17 protein-coding genes are annotated in these 19,957 nt (G+C 70.9%); 1 reads left to right on the top strand and 16 read right to left on the bottom strand.

Going from position 1 to position 19,957, the window contains the following annotated elements:
• Positions 1-3: 3 nt before the first annotated feature.
• From carB to pyrR, 6 genes are all read right to left on the bottom strand, one after another.
• Positions 4-3,315, bottom strand: a complete 3,312-nt coding sequence (gene carB / locus ACFXKG_RS33215) for a carbamoyl-phosphate synthase large subunit (RefSeq protein WP_384846902.1) — start codon at positions 3,313-3,315, stop codon at positions 4-6.
• Positions 3,308-4,444 carry a glutamine-hydrolyzing carbamoyl-phosphate synthase small subunit gene (gene carA, locus ACFXKG_RS33210; RefSeq protein WP_365813188.1) on the bottom strand — a complete coding sequence of 379 codons (1,137 nt, stop codon included), beginning with the start codon at positions 4,442-4,444 and terminating at the stop codon, positions 3,308-3,310. The genes carB and carA overlap by 8 nt, the downstream gene beginning before the upstream one ends.
• Positions 4,441-5,073, bottom strand: coding sequence for a hypothetical protein (locus tag ACFXKG_RS33205; protein WP_384846900.1), 633 nt, complete (start codon positions 5,071-5,073; stop codon positions 4,441-4,443). The genes carA and ACFXKG_RS33205 overlap by 4 nt, the downstream gene beginning before the upstream one ends.
• On the bottom strand, positions 5,070-6,356 hold the full coding sequence (locus tag ACFXKG_RS33200) for a dihydroorotase (protein ID WP_384846898.1): 1,287 nt from the start codon (positions 6,354-6,356) through the stop codon (positions 5,070-5,072). Before ACFXKG_RS33200 ends, ACFXKG_RS33205 begins: the two co-directional genes overlap by 4 nt.
• A 2-nt stretch (positions 6,357-6,358) precedes the next feature.
• Complete coding sequence (locus ACFXKG_RS33195) at positions 6,359-7,396, bottom strand: aspartate carbamoyltransferase catalytic subunit (protein WP_384846896.1); 1,038 nt, start codon at positions 7,394-7,396, stop codon at positions 6,359-6,361.
• Between the two features lie 95 nt (positions 7,397-7,491).
• Positions 7,492-8,121 (bottom strand): bifunctional pyr operon transcriptional regulator/uracil phosphoribosyltransferase PyrR, encoded by a 630-nt coding sequence (gene pyrR / locus ACFXKG_RS33190; RefSeq protein ID WP_384846894.1) that lies wholly within the window; start codon positions 8,119-8,121, stop codon positions 7,492-7,494.
• Positions 8,122-8,420: 299 nt separating this feature from the next.
• Between pyrR and bldD the strand changes: the two genes are divergently transcribed.
• Complete coding sequence (gene bldD, locus ACFXKG_RS33185; RefSeq protein ID WP_329828429.1) at positions 8,421-8,921, top strand: transcriptional regulator BldD; 501 nt, start codon at positions 8,421-8,423, stop codon at positions 8,919-8,921.
• 255 nt (positions 8,922-9,176) lie between these two features.
• Here bldD and nusB read toward each other — a convergent pair whose 3' ends face one another.
• The 10 genes from nusB to mltG form a co-directional block, all read right to left on the bottom strand.
• Positions 9,177-9,605, bottom strand: coding sequence for a transcription antitermination factor NusB (nusB, locus tag ACFXKG_RS33180; protein WP_365813196.1), 429 nt, complete (start codon positions 9,603-9,605; stop codon positions 9,177-9,179).
• Between the two features lie 2 nt (positions 9,606-9,607).
• Positions 9,608-10,174 (bottom strand): elongation factor P, encoded by a 567-nt coding sequence (efp, locus tag ACFXKG_RS33175; RefSeq protein ID WP_384846891.1) that lies wholly within the window; start codon positions 10,172-10,174, stop codon positions 9,608-9,610.
• Between the two features lie 141 nt (positions 10,175-10,315).
• Entirely contained in the window at positions 10,316-11,428 is a 1,113-nt protein-coding gene (locus ACFXKG_RS33170; protein WP_384846889.1) for an aminopeptidase P family protein, read from the bottom strand.
• Between the two features lie 105 nt (positions 11,429-11,533).
• The gene (locus ACFXKG_RS33165; RefSeq protein WP_384846887.1) at positions 11,534-12,598 is read right to left on the bottom strand and encodes an AAA family ATPase; all 1,065 of its coding nucleotides are present in this window, start codon (positions 12,596-12,598) and stop codon (positions 11,534-11,536) included.
• Between the two features lie 152 nt (positions 12,599-12,750).
• Positions 12,751-13,191: a type II 3-dehydroquinate dehydratase gene (gene aroQ / locus ACFXKG_RS33160; protein WP_384846885.1), complete on the bottom strand. Its 441-nt coding sequence runs from the start codon at positions 13,189-13,191 to the stop codon at positions 12,751-12,753.
• The gene (gene aroB / locus ACFXKG_RS33155; protein WP_384846883.1) at positions 13,188-14,282 is read right to left on the bottom strand and encodes a 3-dehydroquinate synthase; all 1,095 of its coding nucleotides are present in this window, start codon (positions 14,280-14,282) and stop codon (positions 13,188-13,190) included. The genes aroQ and aroB overlap by 4 nt, the downstream gene beginning before the upstream one ends.
• Entirely contained in the window at positions 14,279-14,854 is a 576-nt protein-coding gene (locus ACFXKG_RS33150; RefSeq protein WP_384846881.1) for a shikimate kinase, read from the bottom strand. The genes aroB and ACFXKG_RS33150 overlap by 4 nt, the downstream gene beginning before the upstream one ends.
• Complete coding sequence (gene aroC / locus ACFXKG_RS33145; protein ID WP_384846879.1) at positions 14,851-16,035, bottom strand: chorismate synthase; 1,185 nt, start codon at positions 16,033-16,035, stop codon at positions 14,851-14,853. The genes ACFXKG_RS33150 and aroC overlap by 4 nt, the downstream gene beginning before the upstream one ends.
• Before the next feature lie 157 nt (positions 16,036-16,192).
• Complete coding sequence (locus ACFXKG_RS33140) at positions 16,193-17,026, bottom strand: shikimate dehydrogenase (protein ID WP_384846877.1); 834 nt, start codon at positions 17,024-17,026, stop codon at positions 16,193-16,195.
• A 1,046-nt stretch (positions 17,027-18,072) separates the two neighbouring features.
• Positions 18,073-19,896, bottom strand: a complete 1,824-nt coding sequence (mltG, locus tag ACFXKG_RS33135) for an endolytic transglycosylase MltG (RefSeq protein ID WP_384846875.1) — start codon at positions 19,894-19,896, stop codon at positions 18,073-18,075.
• Between the last annotated feature and the right edge of the window lie 61 nt (positions 19,897-19,957).

Genomic DNA, 19,957 nt, shown 5'->3' with positions numbered 1-19,957 from the left:
CGCTCAGTCCTCGCGCGCCGCGGTGAGGTGCTCCGCGTGCTCCTGGAGGGAGCGGACGCCGACGTCGCCGTGCTTGAGGGCGTCGATGCCCTGGACGGCGGCGGCCAGCGCCTGGACCGTCGTGAGGCACGGGATGCCGCGCGCCACGGCCGCCGTGCGGATCTCGTAGCCGTCCAGCCGGCCGCCGGTGCCGTACGGGGTGTTGACGATGAGGTCGACGTCCCCGTCGTGGATGAGCTGGACGACGGTCTTCTCGCCGGCCGGGCCCTCGCCCTCGCTCTGCTTGCGTACGACGGTGGCGTTGATGCCGTTGCGCTTGAGGACCTCCGCGGTGCCGGAGGTGGCCAGCAGCTCGAAGCCGTGGGCGACCAGCTCGCGCGCCGGGAAGATCATCGAGCGCTTGTCGCGGTTGGCGACGGAGATGAAGGCGCGGCCCTTGACGGGCAGCGGGCCGTACGCCCCGGCCTGCGACTTGGCGTACGCCGTGCCGAAGGCGGAGTCGATGCCCATGACCTCGCCGGTGGAGCGCATCTCCGGGCCGAGGACGGTGTCGACGCCGCGGCCGTGGATGTCGCGGAAGCGCGACCAGGGCATGACGGCCTCCTTGACGGAGATCGGCGCGTCGAGCGGCAGCGTGCCGCCGTCGCCCTGCGCGGGCAGCAGCCCCTCCGTACGCAGCTCCGCGACGGTGGCGCCGAGGGAGATCCGGGCGGCGGCCTTCGCGAGCGGTACGGCGGTCGCCTTCGAGGTGAAGGGGACGGTGCGGGAGGCGCGCGGGTTGGCCTCCAGGACGTAGAGGATGTCGCCGGCCATCGCGAACTGGATGTTGATCAGTCCGCGCACGCCGACACCGCGGGCGATGGCCTCCGTGGAGGCGCGCAGCCGCTTGATGTCGAAGCCGCCGAGGGTGATGGGCGGCAGGGCGCACGCCGAGTCGCCGGAGTGGATGCCGGCCTCCTCGATGTGCTCCATGACGCCGCCGAGGTACAGGTCCGTACCGTCGTAGAGCGCGTCGACGTCGATCTCGATGGCGTCGTCGAGGAAACGGTCCACCAGGACCGGGCGGGTGGGACTGATCTCGGTGGACTCGGCGATGTACGCGGAGAGCCTGGTCTCGTCGTACACGATCTCCATGCCGCGTCCGCCGAGGACGTACGAGGGCCGGACGAGGACCGGGTAGCCGATCTCGTCCGCGATGGCCTTGGCCTCGGCGAAAGTGGTGGCGGTGCCGTGCTTGGGCGCGGGCAGGCCGGCCTCGGCGAGGACCCGGCCGAAGGCGCCCCGGTCCTCGGCGGCGTGGATCGCCTCGGGGGAGGTGCCGACGACGGGCACGCCGTTGTCCTTGAGGGCCTGCGCGAGGCCGAGCGGGGTCTGGCCGCCGAGCTGGACGACGACGCCGGCGACCGGTCCCGCCAGGGTCTCGGCGTGGACGATCTCCAGGACGTCCTCCAGGGTGAGCGGCTCGAAGTAGAGCCGGTCGGAGGTGTCGTAGTCGGTGGAGACGGTCTCCGGGTTGCAGTTGACCATCACGGTCTCGTACCCCGCGTCGCTCAGGGCGAAGGAGGCGTGGACGCAGGAGTAGTCGAACTCGATGCCCTGGCCGATCCGGTTGGGGCCGGAGCCGAGGATGATCACGGCGGGCTTCTCGCGCGGCGCGACCTCGCTCTCCTCGTCGTACGAGGAGTAGAAGTACGGGGTCTTCGCGGCGAACTCGGCGGCGCAGGTGTCGACCGTCTTGTAGACGGGGCGTACGCCGAGGGCGTGCCTGACCTCGCGGACGACGTCCTCGCGCAGCCCGCGGATCTCGGCGATCTGGGCGTCGGAGAAGCCGTGCCGCTTGGCCTCGGCGAGCAGGCCGGCGTCGAGCCGCTCGGCGGCGGCCAGCTCGTCCGCGTACTCCTTGATGAGGAAGAGCTGGTCGACGAACCACGGGTCGATCTTCGTGGCGTCGAAGACCTCCTCGGGGGTGGCCCCGGCCCTGATGGCCCGCATGACGGTGTTGATCCGGCCGTCGGTGGGGATCCCGGCGGTCTCCAGCAGCTCCGTACGATCGCCGGGTTCCCCGGTGAAGGAGAACTGGCTGCCGGCCTTCTCCAGGGAGCGCAGCGCCTTCTGGAGGGCCTCGGTGAAGTTACGGCCGATGGCCATGGCCTCGCCGACGGACTTCATGGTGGTGGTGAGGCTGGCGTCGGCGGCCGGGAACTTCTCGAAGGCGAACCGCGGCACCTTGACGACGACGTAGTCGAGCGTGGGCTCGAAGGACGCCGGGGTCTTCTCGGTGATGTCGTTGGGGATCTCGTCCAGCGTGTAGCCGACGGCGAGCCGGGCGGCGATCTTGGCGATCGGGAAACCGGTGGCCTTGGAGGCGAGCGCGGAGGAGCGGGAGACGCGCGGGTTCATCTCGATGACGATGACGCGGCCGTCCTCGGGGTTGACCGCGAACTGGATGTTGCAGCCGCCGGTGTCGACGCCGACCTCGCGGATCACGGCGATGCCGACGTCCCGCAGGATCTGGTACTCGCGGTCGGTGAGCGTCATCGCGGGCGCGACGGTGATCGAGTCGCCGGTGTGCACGCCCATCGGGTCGAAGTTCTCGATGGAGCAGACGACCACGACGTTGTCGTGCTTGTCGCGCATCAGCTCCAGCTCGTACTCCTTCCAGCCGAGGATGGACTCCTCCAGGAGCACCTCGGTGGTCGGCGAGAGCATCAGGCCCTGTCCGGCGATCCGGCGCAGGTCCTCCTCGTTGTGGGCGAAGCCCGAACCGGCGCCGCCCATGGTGAAGGAGGGGCGGACGACGACGGGGTAGCCGCCGAGCGTGTCGACGCCGGCGAGGACGTCGTCCATGGTGTGGCAGATGACCGAGCGGGCGGACTCGCCGTGGCCGATCTTGGCGTGGACGGCCCTGACGACGTCCTTGAAGAGGTCGCGGTCCTCGCCCTTGTTGATGGCCTCGACATTGGCGCCGATCAGTTCGACGCCGTACTTGTCGAGGGTGCCCGCGCCGTGCAGCGAGATCGCGGTGTTCAGCGCGGTCTGGCCGCCGAGGGTGGGCAGCAGCGCGTCGGGGCGCTCCTTCGCGATGATCTTCTCGACGTACTCGGGGGTGATCGGCTCGACGTACGTGGCGTCGGCGATCTCCGGGTCCGTCATGATCGTGGCGGGGTTGGAGTTGACCAGGATGACCCGCAGCCCCTCGGCCCTGAGGACGCGGCAGGCCTGGGTTCCGGAGTAGTCGAACTCAGCGGCCTGGCCGATGACGATCGGTCCTGAACCGATGACCAGGACGGACTGGATATCGGTGCGCTTAGGCACGCTGGCCCTCCATGAGCTGTGTGAAGCGGTCGAACAGGTACGCGGCGTCGTGCGGGCCCGCGGCCGCCTCGGGGTGGTACTGGACGCTGAAGACCGGCCGGTCGAGCAGCCTGAGTCCTTCGACGACGTTGTCGTTGAGGCAGACGTGCGAGACCTCGGCGCGGCCGTAGGGGGTGTCGGAGACGCGGTCGAGCGGGGCGTCGACGGCGAAGCCGTGGTTGTGCGCGGTGACCTCGACCTTGCCCGTGGTGCGGTCCTGTACGGGCTGGTTGATCCCCCGGTGGCCGTACTTCAGCTTGTACGTGCCGAAGCCGAGCGCGCGGCCGAGGAGCTGGTTGCCGAAGCAGATCCCGAAGAGCGGTGTGCCGCGCTCCAGCACGCCCCGGACGACGGTGAGGTCGGCGGTGGCGGGGTCGCCGGGCCCGTTGGAGAGGAAAACCCCGTCGGGGCGGGTCGCGTACACCTCGTCCAGCGTGGCGGTGGCGGGCAGGACGTGCACCTCGATGCCGCGCTCGGCCATCCGGTGCGGGGTCATGCCCTTGATGCCGAGGTCGAGCGCGGCGACGGTGAAGCGCTTCTCGCCGATGGCGGGGACGACGTACGGCTGCTCGGTGGCGACCTCGGCGGAGAGGTCGGCGCCGGTCATCTCCGGGGCCTGCCGGACCCGGGCGAGCAGCGCCGCCTCGTCCGCCAGGGACTCCCCGGAGAAGATGCCGACGCGCATGGCGCCGCGCTCGCGGAGGTGGCGGGTGAGGGCGCGGGTGTCGACGCCGCTGATGCCGACGACGCCCTGGGCGACCAGCTCGTCGTCGAGGGAGCGGCGCGAGCGCCAGTTGGACGGGGTGCGCGCGGGGTCGCGTACGACGTAGCCGGAGACCCAGATCCGCCGGGACTCGGGGTCCTCGTCGTTGACGCCGGTGTTGCCGATGTGTGGGGCCGTCATCACGACGACCTGGCGGTGGTACGACGGGTCGGTGAGGGTCTCCTGGTAGCCGGTCATGCCGGTGGAGAAGACGGCCTCGCCGAAGGTCTCCCCCACGGCCCCGTAGGCGCGGCCGCGGAAGCTGCGGCCGTCCTCCAGGACGAGTACGGCGGGAACGCGGCCGGTTCCCCGGATGGAGGTGGTCATCGTGCGGGGCCTTCCGTAGTGCTGGTGTGGTGCGTGGTGGCGCTCTCGCGCGCCGTGCCGGACGGGTTCGCCGTGATGAGCTCGTCCATGGAGTTCATGGCGTCGACCCAGGCCGCGTGTTCGGCGGACCGGTCGGAGCGGAAGCCGGAGTCGATCAGTCGCTCGCCGTGCTCCCAGGTGACGATCAGCAGCCCGCCCTCGGCGAGGACCTTGCCCGCGATGCCCTTGTCGAGCCGGGCCCCGCGCAGCTGCTCCGCCGGGATGAAGAAGTCGTTGGCGCCGGGTCGTACGACGTCGAGCCCCGCGTCCGTGAGCGTCAGCTCCACGCGGCTGCGGGCGCCGAGCCCGTGGGCGACGATCCGGTCGAGCCACTGCCCGGCGGTCGTGGAGCCGTGGTAGCGGCCCGCCATGGTCAGCCGCGCCGTACCGGGGTCGTCCGGGGCCGTGGGGAGCCCGGGCAGGTCCGACTGGAGGCTGCCGCGCCACTTCCAGCCCTGGCGCATCAGCCAGTACACGAAGGCGACGAAGAGCAGCAGACCGGCCACCCAGCCGATCCGGGCGGCCCAGTCGGTCACGTCCGCCGACTTCTGCTCGGCGGCCAGGGGGAGAAGAAGGTTCGCAGTTGTCACGCCAGATTCCCGTCGACGACCGTGGCCCGGCCCCGCAGGAAGGTGTGGGTCACACGTCCCGGCAGCTCACGCCCCTCGTAGGGGGTGTTACGGCTGCGCGAGGCGAAGCCCGCGGGGTCCACGGCTCCACGGTATGCCGGATCCACCAGGGTCAGGTTGGCGGGCTCGCCTGCCGAGACAGGCCGGCCGTGGCCTTCGAGGCGGCCGATGCGCGCCGGACGGAACGACATCCGGTCGGCGACGCCCGCCCAGTCCAGCAGCCCGGTCTCGACCATCGTCTCCTGGACCACCGACAGGGCGGTCTCCAGACCGACCATGCCCATGGCCGCCGCGGCCCACTCGCAGTCCTTGTCCTCGTGCGGGTGGGGCGCGTGGTCGGTGGCGACGCAGTCGATCGTGCCGTCCGCGAGGGCCGCGCGCAGGGCGAGGACGTCGGCCTCGGTGCGCAGCGGCGGGTTCACCTTGTAGACGGGGTTGTACGACCGTACGAGCTCGTCGGTGAGGAGGAGGTGGTGCGGGGTGACCTCGGCGGTGACGTTCCACCCCTTGGACTTCGCCCAGCGGACCAGCTCGACGGAGCCCGCGGTGGAGAGGTGGCAGATGTGCACGCGGGAGCCGACGTGCGCGGCGAGCAGGACGTCGCGCGCGATGATCGACTCCTCGGCGACGGCGGGCCAGCCGCCGAGGCCCAGCTCCGCGGAGACGACGCCCTCGTTCATCTGGGCGCCCTCGGTGAGCCGCGGCTCCTGGGCGTGCTGGGCGATGACCCCGTCGAACGCCTTCACGTACTCCAGCGCCCTGCGCATGATCACCGCGTCGTCGACGCACTTGCCGTCGTCGGAGAAGACCCGGACGCCCGCGGCGGAGTCGTGCATGGCGCCCAGTTCGGCGAGGTGCTTGCCCTCCAGGCCGACGGTGACGGCGCCGACGGGCTGCACGTCGCAGTAGCCGGACTCCTTGCCGAGCCGCCAGACCTGCTCGACGACGCCGGCGGTGTCGGCGACGGGGAAGGTGTTGGCCATGGCGTGGACGGCGGTGAAGCCGCCGACGGCGGCGGCCTTCGTGCCGGTCAGGACGGTCTCGGAGTCCTCGCGGCCGGGCTCGCGCAGATGGGTGTGGAGGTCGACCAGGCCGGGCAGCAGGATCTGCCCCGCGGCCTCCACGACGGTGGCGTCACCGGCGTCCAGGCCGGTGCCCACCGCCTCGATGACCTCACCGTCGATCAGTACGTCCTGGATGTCGCCGCCGAGCACCTGCGCGCCCCGGATAAGGATCTTGCTCATAATTACTTGTTCTCCTCGGGTGACGGGCGGGACGGCTCGGACGACGGGCGGGACGTGGTGACGGCGGGCTCGTTGCCGCCCAGCAGCAGGTAGAGCACGGCCATGCGGATGGAGACGCCGTTGGTGACCTGCTCGACCGCCGTGCAGCGGTCGGAGTCGGCGACCTCCGCGGTGATCTCCATGCCGCGGTTCATCGGCCCGGGGTGCATGACGACGGACGTTCCGGGCATCCGGCCCATCCGCTCCCCGTCCAGACCGTAACGCCGCGCGTACTCGCGCTCGGTCGGGAAGAAGGCGGCGTTCATCCGTTCACGCTGGACCCGCAGCATCATCACGGCGTCGGACGCGGGCAGCACCCGGTCCAGGTCGTAGCTGACCTCGCAGGGCCAGTGCTCGACGCCGATGGGCACGAGGGTGGGCGGCGCGACGACGGTGACATGGGCGCCGAGCGTGTGCAGCAGCAGGACGTTGGAGCGGGCGACGCGGCTGTGCAGCACGTCGCCGACGATGGTGACCCGCAGCCCGGCCAGGTCGCGGCCGATCCCGGCGTCCGCGCCGACCAGCCTGCGGCGGAGCGTGAAGGCGTCCAGCAGGGCCTGGGTCGGGTGTTCGTGGGTGCCGTCGCCCGCGTTGACGACCGCGCCGTCGATCCAGCCGGACGTGGCGAGGCGGTACGGGGCGCCGGAGGCGCCGTGCCGGATGACGACGGCGTCGGCGCCCATCGCCTCCAGGGTGAGCGCGGTGTCCTTGAGCGACTCGCCCTTGGAGACCGACGACCCCTTGGCGGAGAAGTTGATCACATCGGCGGAGAGCCGCTTGGCGGCGGCCTCGAAGGAGATCCGGGTACGGGTCGAGTCCTCGAAGAAGAGGTTGACGACGGTACGGCCGCGCAGGGTCGGCAGTTTCTTGATGGGCCGGTCGGCGACCCGGGCCATCTCCTCGGCGGTGTCGAGGATCAGCACGGCGTCGTCGCGGCTGAGGTCGGCGGCGGAGATCAGGTGGCCGGGTGTGCGGGGGTTCGCCCCGGGAAGACGCAGCATCGGAAGAGCGCTCCGGTGTGATGGGGTGTGCGGGCGTGCGGGCGCGCGGAGGCAGCCGTACGGGGTGGGTGGTGTACGGGGGCGGGCCGCGCCCGCTACCGCTCGCCGGACTCGGCGGGCCGCTGGAGGCCGAGCAGCACGGTGTCGCGGCCGTCCTCCTCGGCGAGCTGGACCTTGACCGTCTCCCGCAGCGAGGTGGGGAGGTTCTTGCCGACGTAGTCGGCGCGGATCGGCAGCTCGCGGTGGCCGCGGTCGACCAGGACCGCGAGCTGGACGGCGCGCGGCCGGCCGATGTCGCCGAGCGCGTCGAGGGCGGCGCGGATCGTCCGGCCGGAGAAGAGCACGTCGTCGACGAGGACGACCAGCCGTCCGTCGACGCCGTCCCCGGGGATGTCGGTGCGGGCCAGCGCGCGGGCGGGCCGCAGCCGCAGGTCGTCGCGGTACATGGTGATGTCGAGGGAGCCGACCGGGATGGTGCGGCCGGTGATCTCGGCGAGTTTTCCGGCGAGGCGGCGGGCCAGGAAGACCCCGCGGGTCGGAATGCCGAGGAGCACGACGTCGTCGGCGCCCTTGGCGCGTTCGACGATCTCGTGGGCGATACGGGTCAGGACCCGCGCGATGTCGGGGGCCTCCAGAACGGGGCGCGCCGAACCTGACGGGGCCGTGCTCTCCGTACGGCTCGTGTCGCCGTGCGTGTCACTGCTGGGGGTGCTGCCGGTGTCCATGAGAAACGGACCTCCTTCTCCGCCTCACTGGACGGACCTTAAAGGACGTCGGAAATACCGAAACCACTGAAATTACGCCACTCAGGCTAGCAGGGGGTCCACGGCACATTCGGCACCACCCCCTGCGGAAAGGCGCCCGTGGGCGGTACGGAGCGCGGTACGGACGGCGGTACGGAGGCCGGTACGGACCCCGGTCCGGGGCCCCCGGCTTGACGCATCCAAGTAACGCTGCGTAACCTCACAGTGAGTTACCAGCCACGCGGCGGAGCCGCACAATGTTCCAGCGTCCGGGGAGCTATATGTCCAGCGAATACGCAAAGCAGCTCGGGGCCAAACTCCGCGCCATCCGCACCCAGCAGGGCCTCTCTCTCCACGGCGTGGAGGAGAAGTCCCAGGGCCGCTGGAAGGCCGTGGTGGTGGGTTCGTACGAGCGGGGAGACCGTGCCGTCACGGTGCAGCGCCTCGCCGAGCTGGCGGACTTCTACGGTGTCCCGGTCCAGGAGCTTCTTCCCGGCACGACGCCCGGCGGTGCCGCCGAGCCGCCGCCGAAGCTCGTTCTCGACCTGGAGCGCCTGGCCCACGTGCCGCAGGAGAAGGCCGGCCCGCTCCAGCGGTACGCGGCGACGATCCAGAGCCAGCGGGGCGATTACAACGGCAAGGTGCTGTCGATCCGCCAGGACGACCTGCGCACCCTCGCCGTCATCTACGACCAGTCGCCGTCGGTCCTGACCGAGCAGCTCATCAGCTGGGGTGTGCTGGACGCGGACGCGCGGCGCGCGGTCGCGCACGACGAGAGCTGACCGCCCCGCGGGCCCGGCCCGCGGATCGGCAGAAACGTCCCCTCCATATGTCCGATGGGCGGTCCCGTACGCACGTACGGGACCGCCCATCGGCGCGTCCGGCGTCCGGCCGGTGCTCCCGGCCTGAGCCGGTGTTCCCGGCGGCCCGGCGGATCCCGCGGGCCCGGCAGGCCCGCACGGGTCCGGACACACGCGCGCCCTCACGTACCGGGCGGGCTGGCTGATCCCGTCCGGCGCGTGAGGGCGGACCGCCGCTCAGGCGCGGCGCAGACTCGGCTTGAGGTCCTTGAAGCGGCTGAGGAGGCCGTTCACGAACGCCGGGGATTCGTCGGTGGAGAACTCCTTGGCGAGCTGGACCGCCTCGTCGATCGCCACCGCGTCCGGGGTGCCGTCCAGCCAGATCAGTTCGTACGTGCCGAGCCGCACGATGTTGCGGTCGGCGACCGGCATCCGGTCGAGGTCCCAGTCCACCGCGTAGGTGCCGATGAGCTCGTCGATACGGGCCACGTGCTCCGCGTATCCCTCGACCAGTTCCATGGTGAACTCGCTGACGGGCGGCTGCCGGTCGTCGGAGCGGGAGTGCCTGATCCAGTCCGCGAGAACGTTCTGTACGGACGTACCGCGCTGATCGGCCTCGAAGAGGATCTGGAACGCGCGCTTACGGGCATTGCTCCTGGCAGCCACGGTTAGCTGTTCACCCGGCCGAGGTAGTCGCCCGTGCGGGTGTCGACCTTGATCTTCTCGCCGGTGGTGATGAAGAGCGGGACGCCGATCTCGTAGTCGGTCTCCAGCGTCGCCGGCTTGGTGCCGCCGGTGGAGCGGTCGCCCTGGACACCCGGGTCGGTGTGCTTGATGACCAGCTCGACCGCGGCGGGCAGCTCGACGTAGAGCACCTCGCCCTCGTGCGTGGCGACCGTGGCGGTGAAGCCCTCGATCAGGAAGTTCGCCGCGTTGCCGACCGCCTTGCGGTCGATCATGAGCTGGTCGTACGTGCTCATGTCCATGAAGACGAAGTACTCGCCGTCCATGTACGAGAACTGCATGTCGCGGCGGTCGACAGTGGCCACCTCGACCTTCACGCCGGCGTTGAAGGTCTTGTCGACGACCTTGCCGGAGAGCACGTTCTTCAGCTTGGTGCGCACAAAGGCCGGGCCCTTGCCGGGCTTGACGTGCTGGAACTCGACGACGGACCAGAGCTGGCCTCCGTCGAGCTTGAGCACCAGGCCGTTCTTGAGGTCGTTCGTGGAAGCCACGGTTGCGGAATCTCCTGGACTGAAAGCAGGTGGACGACCGGGGGCCGCGCGCCGCCCCGGCGGGCGGACATCGCCGGCCAGCGGCACCAGCGCCCCTCCCGGCAAGCTCTGCCTTCGGGGCAGACATTGCAGGTCGCGGCGCTAAAGCGCGAGCAGCTCCTTGGTCGTGATGGTGAGTAGCTCGGGTCCGCCGTCCGCCTCGGGGCGGACGACGAGCGTGTCATCGATCCGGACACCGCCCCGGCCCGGGAGGTGGACCCCCGGTCCGACGGTGACCGGCACACGAGCGTCCAGTTTACCCATGGCCGCGGGAGCGAGCTGCGGGTCCTCGTCGATTTCGAGTCCGACACCGTGTCCCGTACGGGGCGCGAGCCCCTCGCCGTGCCCGGCGGCCTCCAGCGGATACCGCGTCGCGCGGTCCACGTCGCGGTAGCCCGCGCCGGGCACGAGCCCCTCCCGACCTGCCCGTTGTGCCGCGAAGACCAGCTCGTACAGCTCGATCTGCCAGTCGGCCGGGGAGGTCCCGATGACGAACGTACGGCCGATGAGACACCGGTATCCGCGGTAGTCGGCACCGAGGCCGACGGAGAGGAAATCCCCCTCCTCCACCCGCCGGTCCGAGGGACGGTGCCCGGGGCGGCCCGAGTGCGGCCCGGTGGCGACGACGGTCGGGAAGGCGGGGCCGTCGGCGCCGTGGTCGACGAGCCGCCGCTCCAGCTCCAGCGCGAGATGCCGCTCCGTGCGGCCCACCAGGATCGACTCCAGCAGCTCCCCCAGCGCGTGGTCGGCGATCTCGGCGGCGATCCGCAGACAGGCGATCTCCTCCTCGTCCTTCACGATCCGCTGCTGCTCGACGGCGCAGCCGAGGTCCGTCAGGCGCAGGGCGGGCGCGACGGCGCCGATCGCCCGGTGCCGGGCGACGGTGAGGTGGTGCTCCTCGACGGCGAGCCTGACCGCGGCGGACGGGGTGAGGAGGCCCGCGGCGGCCACGGCGGGGTCGCCGCTGCCCGGTACGGCGGTGCGGCGCAGTTGTTCGTCGACCGGTGCGTGCCCGTCCTCGCCCCCGTGGCCGGGGGCGGGCGGGCAGAGCAGCGTGTCGTCGTCGTACGGGCCGAGCAGCAGTACGGCGCCGGGCGGCGCCCCGCCCGCGAGGTAGCGGACGTTGGCGGGCCGGGAGACCAGCGCCGCGTCGTTGCCCGCGGCGGCGTACCGGTCACGCAGCCGCGCGCGGCGGACCGCATGCACGTCTGACATGACCCGATCGTACGAGTGTGCACCTCACCCGGCCGGTTCAGCGCGTCCGACCGGGGAACCCCCGGGGCCGTCGCGGGAGCCCCCGCGACGGCCCCGGGGAGCGGCTCACCAGCTCGGCGGCGAGGCCAGCGCGCGGGCCAGGACGTCGTCCAGGACCCGGGCGGTGGTCTCCACGTCGTACTTGGAGTTGTCGATGATGGGCAGCCCCGAGCCGTACCAGCCGGCCATCCGGCCGTGGATGCCCGCGACCTCCTCGTCCGCCAGCCGGCGGTTGCCGCTGCGCTCGGCGTTGCGCTCCAGCACGATCTCCAGGCCGGGGAGCAGGACCACCGGGAGCAGTCCGGGGCCGACATGGCGCTTCCAGCCGCCGAGCCCGACGACCGGGCGGTCCGGGAAGACCGCGTCGTCGAGGATGCAGGAGATGCCGTTGGCGAGGAAGTTGCGCGCGGCGAAGCCGCAGGTGCGGCGGGCCAGCCGGTACTGCGCCTCGGAGTGGTCGTTCCAGCCGGACTGCGGGTCGGCGAAGCCCGCGCAGACCCATTCGCGTACGTCGTCCAGGCTGATGTGCGCGGTGGGCACCCGGCGGCTGCTCGCCCAGTGCCGGGCGACGGTCGTCTTGCCCGCGCCCGCGGGCCCGATCAGCAGGACCGCGAGGGTCGCGGTGCCCGTGCCGCTGTCGGCCGGCGGGACGGCGGGGATCGGCACGGGTCCGCCGGGCGGCAGTTGGACATGCCCGGTGACGTCCGGGGGCGGCGGCCCGCTCCCCGGGCCGGGCGGCGGCACGGGGCCGTGTCCGTGCCCCTGCGCGGGCCCGGGAGGCGGTCCCGGGTGCTGGCCCGGGATCTGAGGCTGAGGGGGCTGCGGGGGCCGTCCCTGCGCGCCGGGGGGCACCGGAGGCCCTTGCGGCCCCGAGGACTGAGGGCGCCCGGGAGGCTGCTGCGGCCCCTGCACCGGATGAGGCCCCGGCGCCTGCTGTGGTCCATGGGCCTGGTGCGGTCCATGGGGCCCCTGCGGCCCGTGGGGACCCTGTGCCTGGTGCGGGCCCTGCGGGCCCTGTGCCGGGTACGTGCCGTGGGCCTGGTGCGCGGCGGGTGCCTGCGGTGGCCATCCCCCGGTGCCCCGCCCTGGTCCCTGGGGAGGCGGCAGCGGAACCCCCACTGAGTGCTGCATCCGGTGCCACTCCGTCTCGTACGACTGACGCTGGTCTGCGGGGCCCGGCGGGGCCGCGCCACCGAACGGTACCGCCCCCGGCCGCCGCGGTGGGAACGGCCGGGGTGCGCGGGCGGCGGCGCCCGCGCACCCCGGCCCGTCCCGTCAGGCGGTCAGCTCGTCAGCTCTTCGGCGAGAGCGCGCAGTGCGAGCCGGTACGAGCCGATGCCGAAGCCCGCGACCGTACCGCTGGCGACGGCCGCGACGACCGAGGTGTGGCGGAACTCCTCGCGCGCGTACGGGTTCGAGATGTGCACCTCGATCAGCGGCGCCGTGCGCTGCGCCGCCGCGTCCCGCATCGCGTACGAGTAGTGGGTGAACGCGCCGGGGTTGAGGACGACCGGCAGGGCGCCGTCCGCGGCCTCGTGGAGCCAGCGGATCAGCTCCCCCTCGTCGTTCGTCTCCCGTACGTCGACGTCGAGCCCCAGCTCCTTGCCGAGGTCGCGGCAGGCGTCCACCAGCCCGGCGTACGACGTCGCCCCGTACACGTCGGGCTCGCGCGAGCCGAGGCGGCCCAGGTTGGGCCCGTTGAGGACGAGGACCCGCCGGGTCACGCGGACACCTCCCCGTACGCCGCGAGCAGCACCGCCGGGTCCGGGCCCTCCAGCACGGTCGGCTTGCCGAGGCCGTCGAGCACGATGAAGCGCAGCAGGTCGCCCCGGGACTTCTTGTCGACCTTCATCGTCTCCAGCAGCTTGGGCCACTGGTCACCGCGGTAGGTCAGCGGAAGGCCGACGGACTCCAGGACGGCGCGGTGCCGGTCGGCGGTCGCGTCGTCGAGCCGGCCGGCCAGCCGGCCCAGTTCGGCGGCGAAGACCATGCCGACGGAGACGGCCGCGCCGTGCCGCCACTTGTAGCGCTCGTTCTTCTCGATGGCGTGCGCCAGGGTGTGGCCGTAGTTGAGGATCTCCCGGAGACCGGACTCCTTGAGGTCGTTGGAGACGACCTCGGCCTTGACCCGGATCGACCGCTCGATCAGCTCGGCGGTGTGCGGCCCCGACGGCGTACGGGCGCCCTCCGGGTCGGCCTCGACCAGCTCCAGGATGGCCGGGTCCGCGATGAACCCCGCCTTGATGATCTCCGCCATGCCGCTGACGTAGTCGTTCACCCCGAGGGAGTCCAGCGCTGCGAGGTCGCAGAGCACCCCGGCGGGCGGGTGGAAGGCGCCGACGAGGTTCTTGCCCTCGGCGGTGTTGATGCCGGTCTTGCCGCCCACGGCCGCGTCGACCATCGCGAGCACGGTCGTCGGTACGGCGATCCAGCGCACCCCGCGCAGCCAGGTCGCGGCGACGAACCCGGCCAGGTCGGTGGTGGCACCGCCGCCCACGCCGATGATCACATCACTGCGGGTGAAACCGGTCTGCCCGAGCGCCTTCCAGCAGTACGCGGCGACCTCTGCGGTCTTCGCCTCCTCGGCGTTCGGCACCTGGATCGCGACGGCCTCGTACCCCTGCTCGGCGAGGTCCGCCCGGAGCGCCTCGCCGGTGCCCGCCAGCGCCTCGGGGTGGATGACGGCGATCCGCCGGACCCGCGGCCCGATCAGCCCGGGCAGCTCGCCCAGGAGCTGCCGGCCGACCAGCACCTCGTACGGGTCGTGCCCCGCGGTGCCGCCGACCTGGATACGGGTGACTGCCTGGTCCGTCATACGGGGTTCTCCTTGCCGGGGGTCCTGAGCTCTTCCGCCGGAGGAGGGGTGAGCTCCAGCGCGTCGAGGACGGCGTCCACGACCTCTTCGGGTGCGCGGTCGTCGGTGGCGACGCAGACCCGGGCCACCTCCGTGTACAGGTGGCGGCGCCCCTCCATCAGCTTCTTCCACTGCTGGCGGGGGTTGACGGCCAGCAGCGGGCGCGCCGTGTTCAGCCCGGTCCGCCGGGCCGCCTCGGCGACCTCCATCGAGAGATAGACGACCGGCAGCCCGGTCAGCTCCGCGCGAGTGGCGGCGTCGAGGACCGCGCCGCCGCCGAGCGCGAGGACGCCGGGGTGCTCGGCGAGCGCGCGCCGTACCGCCGCGCGCTCCAGCTCCCGGAAGTGCGTCTCGCCGTCGTCCACGAAGATCTCCGCGATGGACCGTCCCTGGGCGGCGACGATGTCGGCGTCGCTGTCGCGGAAGGCGGTGCCGAGCCGCGCGGCGAGCAGTTCGCCGACGGTCGACTTGCCGACGCCCATGGGGCCGACGAGGACCACCACCGGCCCGTTCGCCGGATCCGGGGCGCTCATCGGATCCGGAGGTTGTCGAGGTACGAGTCGACGTTGCGGCGCGTCTCCGTGACGCTGTCGCCGCCGAACTTCTCCGCGACCGCGTCGGCGAGGGTCAGCGCGACCATGGCCTCGGCGACGATGCCGGCGGCCGGCACGGCGCACACGTCGGAGCGCTGGTGGTGGGCGCTGGTCACCTCGCCGGTGGCCACGTCGACGGTGGCCAGCGCGCGCGGCACGGTCGCGATGGGCTTCATCGCGGCCCGTACGCGCAGCAGCTCACCGGTGGTCAGCCCGCCCTCGGTGCCGCCGGAACGGCCGGAGGCTCGCCGGATGCCGTCGGCGGTCGGGACGATCTCGTCGTGCGCCTTCGAGCCCGGCACCCGGGCCAGCCCGAAGCCGTCGCCGACCTCGACGCCCTTGATGGCCTGGATGCCCATGAGCGCGGCGGCGAGCCGGGCGTCGAGCCTGCGGTCCCAGTGGACGTGCGAGCCGAGTCCGACCGGCACGCCGTACGCCAGCACCTCGACGACCCCGCCGAGGGTGTCGCCGTCCTTGTGGGCCTGGTCGATCTCCGCGACCATAGCCTTGCTCGCGTCGGCGTCCAGACAGCGCACCGGGTCGGCGTCGAGCTTCGCCACGTCGGACGGCTCCGGGTAGACCCCGTACGGGGCCTTCGCCGCGGCCAGCTCGACGACATGGGAGACGATCTCGATCCCGGCCGTCTCCTTCAGGTACGAGCGCGCCACGGCGCCGAGCGCCACCCGCGCGGCCGTCTCCCGGGCGCTGGCGCGCTCCAGTACGGGACGGGCCTCGTCGAAGCCGTACTTCTGCATGCCCGCGAGATCCGCGTGACCGGGCCTGGGCCGGGTCAGCGGGGCGTTGCGCGCGAGCTGGGCCAGCTCCGCGGGGTCGACCGGATCGGCCGACATGACCTGCTCCCACTTGGGCCACTCGGTGTTGCCCACCATGACCGCGACGGGCGAGCCCATGGTCAGGCCGTGCCGTACCCCGCCGAGGAAGGTGACCTCGTCCTGCTCGAACTTCATCCGAGCACCGCGGCCGTAGCCGAGACGGCGCCGGGCCAGGTGGTCCGCCACCATCTCCGTGGTGATGGGCACACCGGCGGGAAGACCCTCCAGCGTCGCCACGAGTGCGGGTCCGTGGGACTCCCCCGCGGTCAGCCAGCGCAACCTGCTCAACGGTGCTCCTCATACTCGCGCGCGCCCGAAACGACAACGGCGCGACCGGGTGCGCGGCCCTGGCCCGCCTTGTCCGATTCTCCCACGGCGGGGACCGGCGGCGGGCAGCGGTCCGCAGACCGGACCACCACGTCCGACGGACCGGACCGGGTACGGGTCAGCCGAGCGCCGCGATGCCGGCCTCGCGCATCACGTCGAGCGGCGCGGGCGAGCGGCCCGTCATCAGTTCCACCTGGAGCGCCGCCTGGTGGACCAGCAGGTCGAGCCCGCTCACGAGGGCTCCGCCGCGCCCGGACCAGGCCGCCGCGAGCGGCGTCGGCCACGGCTCGTACAGCACGTCGAAGAGGGTGCCCGGCGCCTCCGGGACCGCGTCGGCGAGCACGTCGGCGGTGCCCGCCGGGGTGGTGGCGATCACCAGCGGCGCGCTCAGCGCGCCGTCGGCCTCCGCCCAGTCGGCGATCCGGACATCGACCCCGAGGCGCTCGCCCCAGCCGCGCATCTCGGTGGCGCGGGCCTCGCTGCGCACATACGCGGTGACGGGGCCGGCGCAGAGCACGGCGAGGGCCGCGAGCGCGGACGAGGCGGTCGCGCCCGCCCCGAGGACCGCCGCAGACTCCACCTTCTCCACACCGCGCTCGCGGAGCGCGGCGATCATGCCGGGGATGTCCGTGTTGTCGCCGGTGCGCCGGCCATCCTCACCGAAGACGACCGTGTTGACCGCCTCCACCGAGGCCGCGGTGCCGGTGATCTCGTCCAGCAGCGGGATGACGGCCCGCTTGAGCGGCATGGTCAGCGACAGCCCCGCCCAGGAGGGGTCGCCCCGCACCTCTTCGAGGAATCCGGAGAGCCCGGCCTCGTCCACCTCGAACCGGCCGTACGACCACTGGCCGAGGCCGAGTTCCGCGTACGCGGCGCGGTGCAGCGCCGGGGAAAGGGAATGAGCGATGGGCGATCCGAGGACCGCCGCCTTCCTGATCGCATGGCGCAACACAGAGACTCCAGGAGCAGAAAAATCCACTTTTAGTGGATCACGTGGATCCTGTCAATATATGCCGAAATTCAAAACCCTTGACAGGCGTCAGAATCATTTGCGATAGTCACTCCATGAAATTGAACGAGTACCCTCCGTGAACATCCAGCGGTCAGCACTCTCCGACAGGAAGGGAATTCGGCAGTCGGATCGAGCCACCGAACCGCACACAAGAAGTAGATCCGCATCACAAAAAGACCGCATCAGACCTCGAAGGAGAATCAATTCATGCGAAAGTCCCTCATATCACTTGGAATAGGCATGGCGCTCACACTGAGCGGGATCACAGCAGGCTCCGCCCAAGCAGCCACAACGGCGAGCAAGGGGTCAATAACATGCAGCACGACCGGCGCCTCAGGGGATCTGGAGTACGACAACTGGTCAGTCGGAACGAAATCCACCGTCTGGATCGGCCTGGGTGTCGTCGACACCAATTCTGACGGGCACCACGTAAGAATTCGACTCGTATCTCAGAACTATGTGGGGGAAGTTTACTACTGGGGATGGAGGTCGTGGACCGGAGGAGCTGGAGCAGGCCAAGCATGGTACACCACCGCAACAGACTCCGCCGGCATGTACGCGATTGGAATTCAAGTAGCAAGATTCGAAGGCGACACTCTACTGAATTCAAAAACTTGCTGGGTGTAGATCTCGAGTCCGGGCGCCGTACGCCTGTCCGCAGAGATGCGTTGCCCTGTCGCCCTGCCTGCCGCAGGGCGACAGGGCGGGACACCACATGAAGAACGTACCGAGCGCCGCAATTCATTGGGCTTCATTCGGGAGGGCGAACAGACCCATACCCCTCCAAAACATCCAGCAACGATCTTGAATGACATCGAGGAGGCGCATCGGGCGGAGACCCGACCGCTCTCGCGCCACCCGACCGGCATACAGCTCTTGAAACATGCCCTTGGCGCCGGCCACGCCGCCCGACTCCAGATCACAACGCCAGCCGATCACCGACCGCCTGCCCTACCGAGGAACGCGCGCGCCGAGGGAGAGCACGTCTAATTCCCGGCGGAGCCATTGCTCGTCTGATCGTTGAATTTATTCTTGAGCTCCTGGAATTCTTCGTAGGTTTTGGCAAACTCGGTCTTATGCTTTCCGTCGGTTGCCACGAAGTAGATCCAGCCGTCCTCCGTCGGATTGAGCGTGGCAGCCAACGCTTCCTCGCCCGGGTTTCCGATGGGGCCGGGCGTCAGGCCCTTCTGTGTATAGGTGTTGTACGGGTCCTTGTTGCTGTTGATCTCGGACTCGCTGATGTTGATGTTGCTCTGACCCTTGAGGTAATTGAAGGCCGAGTCGAACTGGAGGAGCTGATTCGTCTCGGTATTCGTGGGCTTGAGCCGGTTGTAGACGACTTCGGCCATCTTCCTGAAGTCGTCGTGCGTCTTTCCCTCCGCCTGGACCAGGCTGGCGACAGTGACGAGCTCCCAGGGGCTTTCGAAGTCGAATTTCTTGGCGTTCGTCTCCAGATCGAGCTTCTCGTACTCGACGTTCGCCCTGGCCACCATCTTCTTGAGGACGTCCTCAGGCTTCGCCCCCTTCGCCACCGGATAGCTGGCGGGGTAGAGGAAGCCCTCCAGCGGATCCTTTATCGGCGTACCGCTCTTGGCCCATTTCGGCAGACCGAGTTTGGCGAAGTCCTTCTTCGCAATCGCCTCGGTGGTGCCTGCCTTGGCACCGATCTTCTTGTCGATCGCCTTGTAGACCACAACATTACGAGTACCGGGCGGCACGATCAAAGCATTCCGGCTGCTCGGGCTGAGCATCTTCGTGACGGCGTTGCGCGCGGACATCTCCTTGCTGAGCGTGTAGACGCCCGCCTGGATCGTATTGCCCTTCGGGTTCTGCTTCTGTGCGGCGACGAAGGCGCGCTGACTCTTCACCACGCCGTTCTTCACCAGAATGGCGCCGATCTCATACCCGCCGGCCCCCGGCGGAATTTCCACCTGGATATCGCCGGAGCCCGCGCCCACGAAGTCCGGCGGCGGGCCGAATTTGCTCTCCCAGAACTGGTAGCCGACATAGCCGATACCGCCGGCGCCGCCGATGAAGACCACGGCGACGACCAGGCAGGCCGTGCCGTTGCGGCTCTTCTTTTTCTTCTTCGTCTTGCCGCGGCGCTCGCGGCCCTCGCCACCGCGGCCCTCGCCGCCGTCGTCGTCCCCGTCGCCGCCCCCACCGGTGAAGAAGGGGTGCGTCTCCTTCTCCGGCGTGTCCGCGTCGGCCTCGGCCGGACCGGGTTCGGCCTCGGGCTCCGGGTCGGGCTGCCGCCGGCCGGGGGGCTGCGGGGGCGGGTAGGCGTCGGGGGTGCCGTAGTAGTCGTGGTTCTCGGCGTAGTTTCCGTGCTCGCCCGCGTAGGGGGCCGGGGCGTTGGCCCCGTACGGCATCGCGGCCTGCTGGCCGTTGTCCCAACCGCCGTTGTACTGCGGGTCGTTGTACTGCGGATCGGCGTACTGCTGCTGGGGGTGGTGCTGCGGGTGCTGCTGGCCTCCGTACGGCCCCTGCTGCGGCTGCTGGGGCTGCTCCTGGTACTGCGGCTGCTGCTGCGTGCCGTACTGCTGGCCGCCGTACTGCTGAGCACCGTACTCGGGCTGCCCGCCCTGGTACTGAGGGTGCTGCGGCTGCTGCTGGTACTGCTGCTGGTACGGGTCCTGCGCCTCCCCGTACTGGGCCTGCGCCTGCGACTGCTGCGGGTACTGCTGCTGCCCTCCGTAGGAGGAACCGCTGCCGTCGGTGGCCTGCTGTGCCGCCCACCCCGAGTCCCCGTACAGGGGGTCCCCGGGGTGCCACGGTGCGGAGCCGGGGCCCCGGCCATAGTCAGTCATCGATCCCCTTGAGCCGCGAGGCGTGACCGCTGACCGCAGTGGCACGGCGTCCGTTTCGCCT

This window comes from Streptomyces sp. NPDC059255 (genome assembly GCF_042752355.1).
Taxonomy (GTDB): domain Bacteria; phylum Actinomycetota; class Actinomycetes; order Streptomycetales; family Streptomycetaceae; genus Streptomyces.
Note: the sequence above shows the minus strand (reverse complement) of the source record. Positions and strands in the feature narration are given on the sequence as shown.

Coding starts and splice junctions, on each gene's coding strand:
- carA (WP_365813188.1), bottom strand. CDS start 4,444: ATGACCACCTCCATCCGGGGAACCGGCCGCGTTCCCGCCGTACTCGTC.
- ACFXKG_RS33200 (WP_384846898.1), bottom strand. CDS start 6,356: ATGAGCAAGATCCTTATCCGGGGCGCGCAGGTGCTCGGCGGCGACATC.
- ACFXKG_RS33195 (WP_384846896.1), bottom strand. CDS start 7,396: ATGCTGCGTCTTCCCGGGGCGAACCCCCGCACACCCGGCCACCTGATC.
- pyrR (WP_384846894.1), bottom strand. CDS start 8,121: ATGGACACCGGCAGCACCCCCAGCAGTGACACGCACGGCGACACGAGC.
- bldD (WP_329828429.1), top strand. CDS start 8,421: ATGTCCAGCGAATACGCAAAGCAGCTCGGGGCCAAACTCCGCGCCATC.
- ACFXKG_RS33170 (WP_384846889.1), bottom strand. CDS start 11,428: ATGTCAGACGTGCATGCGGTCCGCCGCGCGCGGCTGCGTGACCGGTAC.
- ACFXKG_RS33165 (WP_384846887.1), bottom strand. CDS start 12,598: ATGCAGCACTCAGTGGGGGTTCCGCTGCCGCCTCCCCAGGGACCAGGG.
- aroB (WP_384846883.1), bottom strand. CDS start 14,282: ATGACGGACCAGGCAGTCACCCGTATCCAGGTCGGCGGCACCGCGGGG.
- ACFXKG_RS33150 (WP_384846881.1), bottom strand. CDS start 14,854: ATGAGCGCCCCGGATCCGGCGAACGGGCCGGTGGTGGTCCTCGTCGGC.
- mltG (WP_384846875.1), bottom strand. CDS start 19,896: ATGACTGACTATGGCCGGGGCCCCGGCTCCGCACCGTGGCACCCCGGG.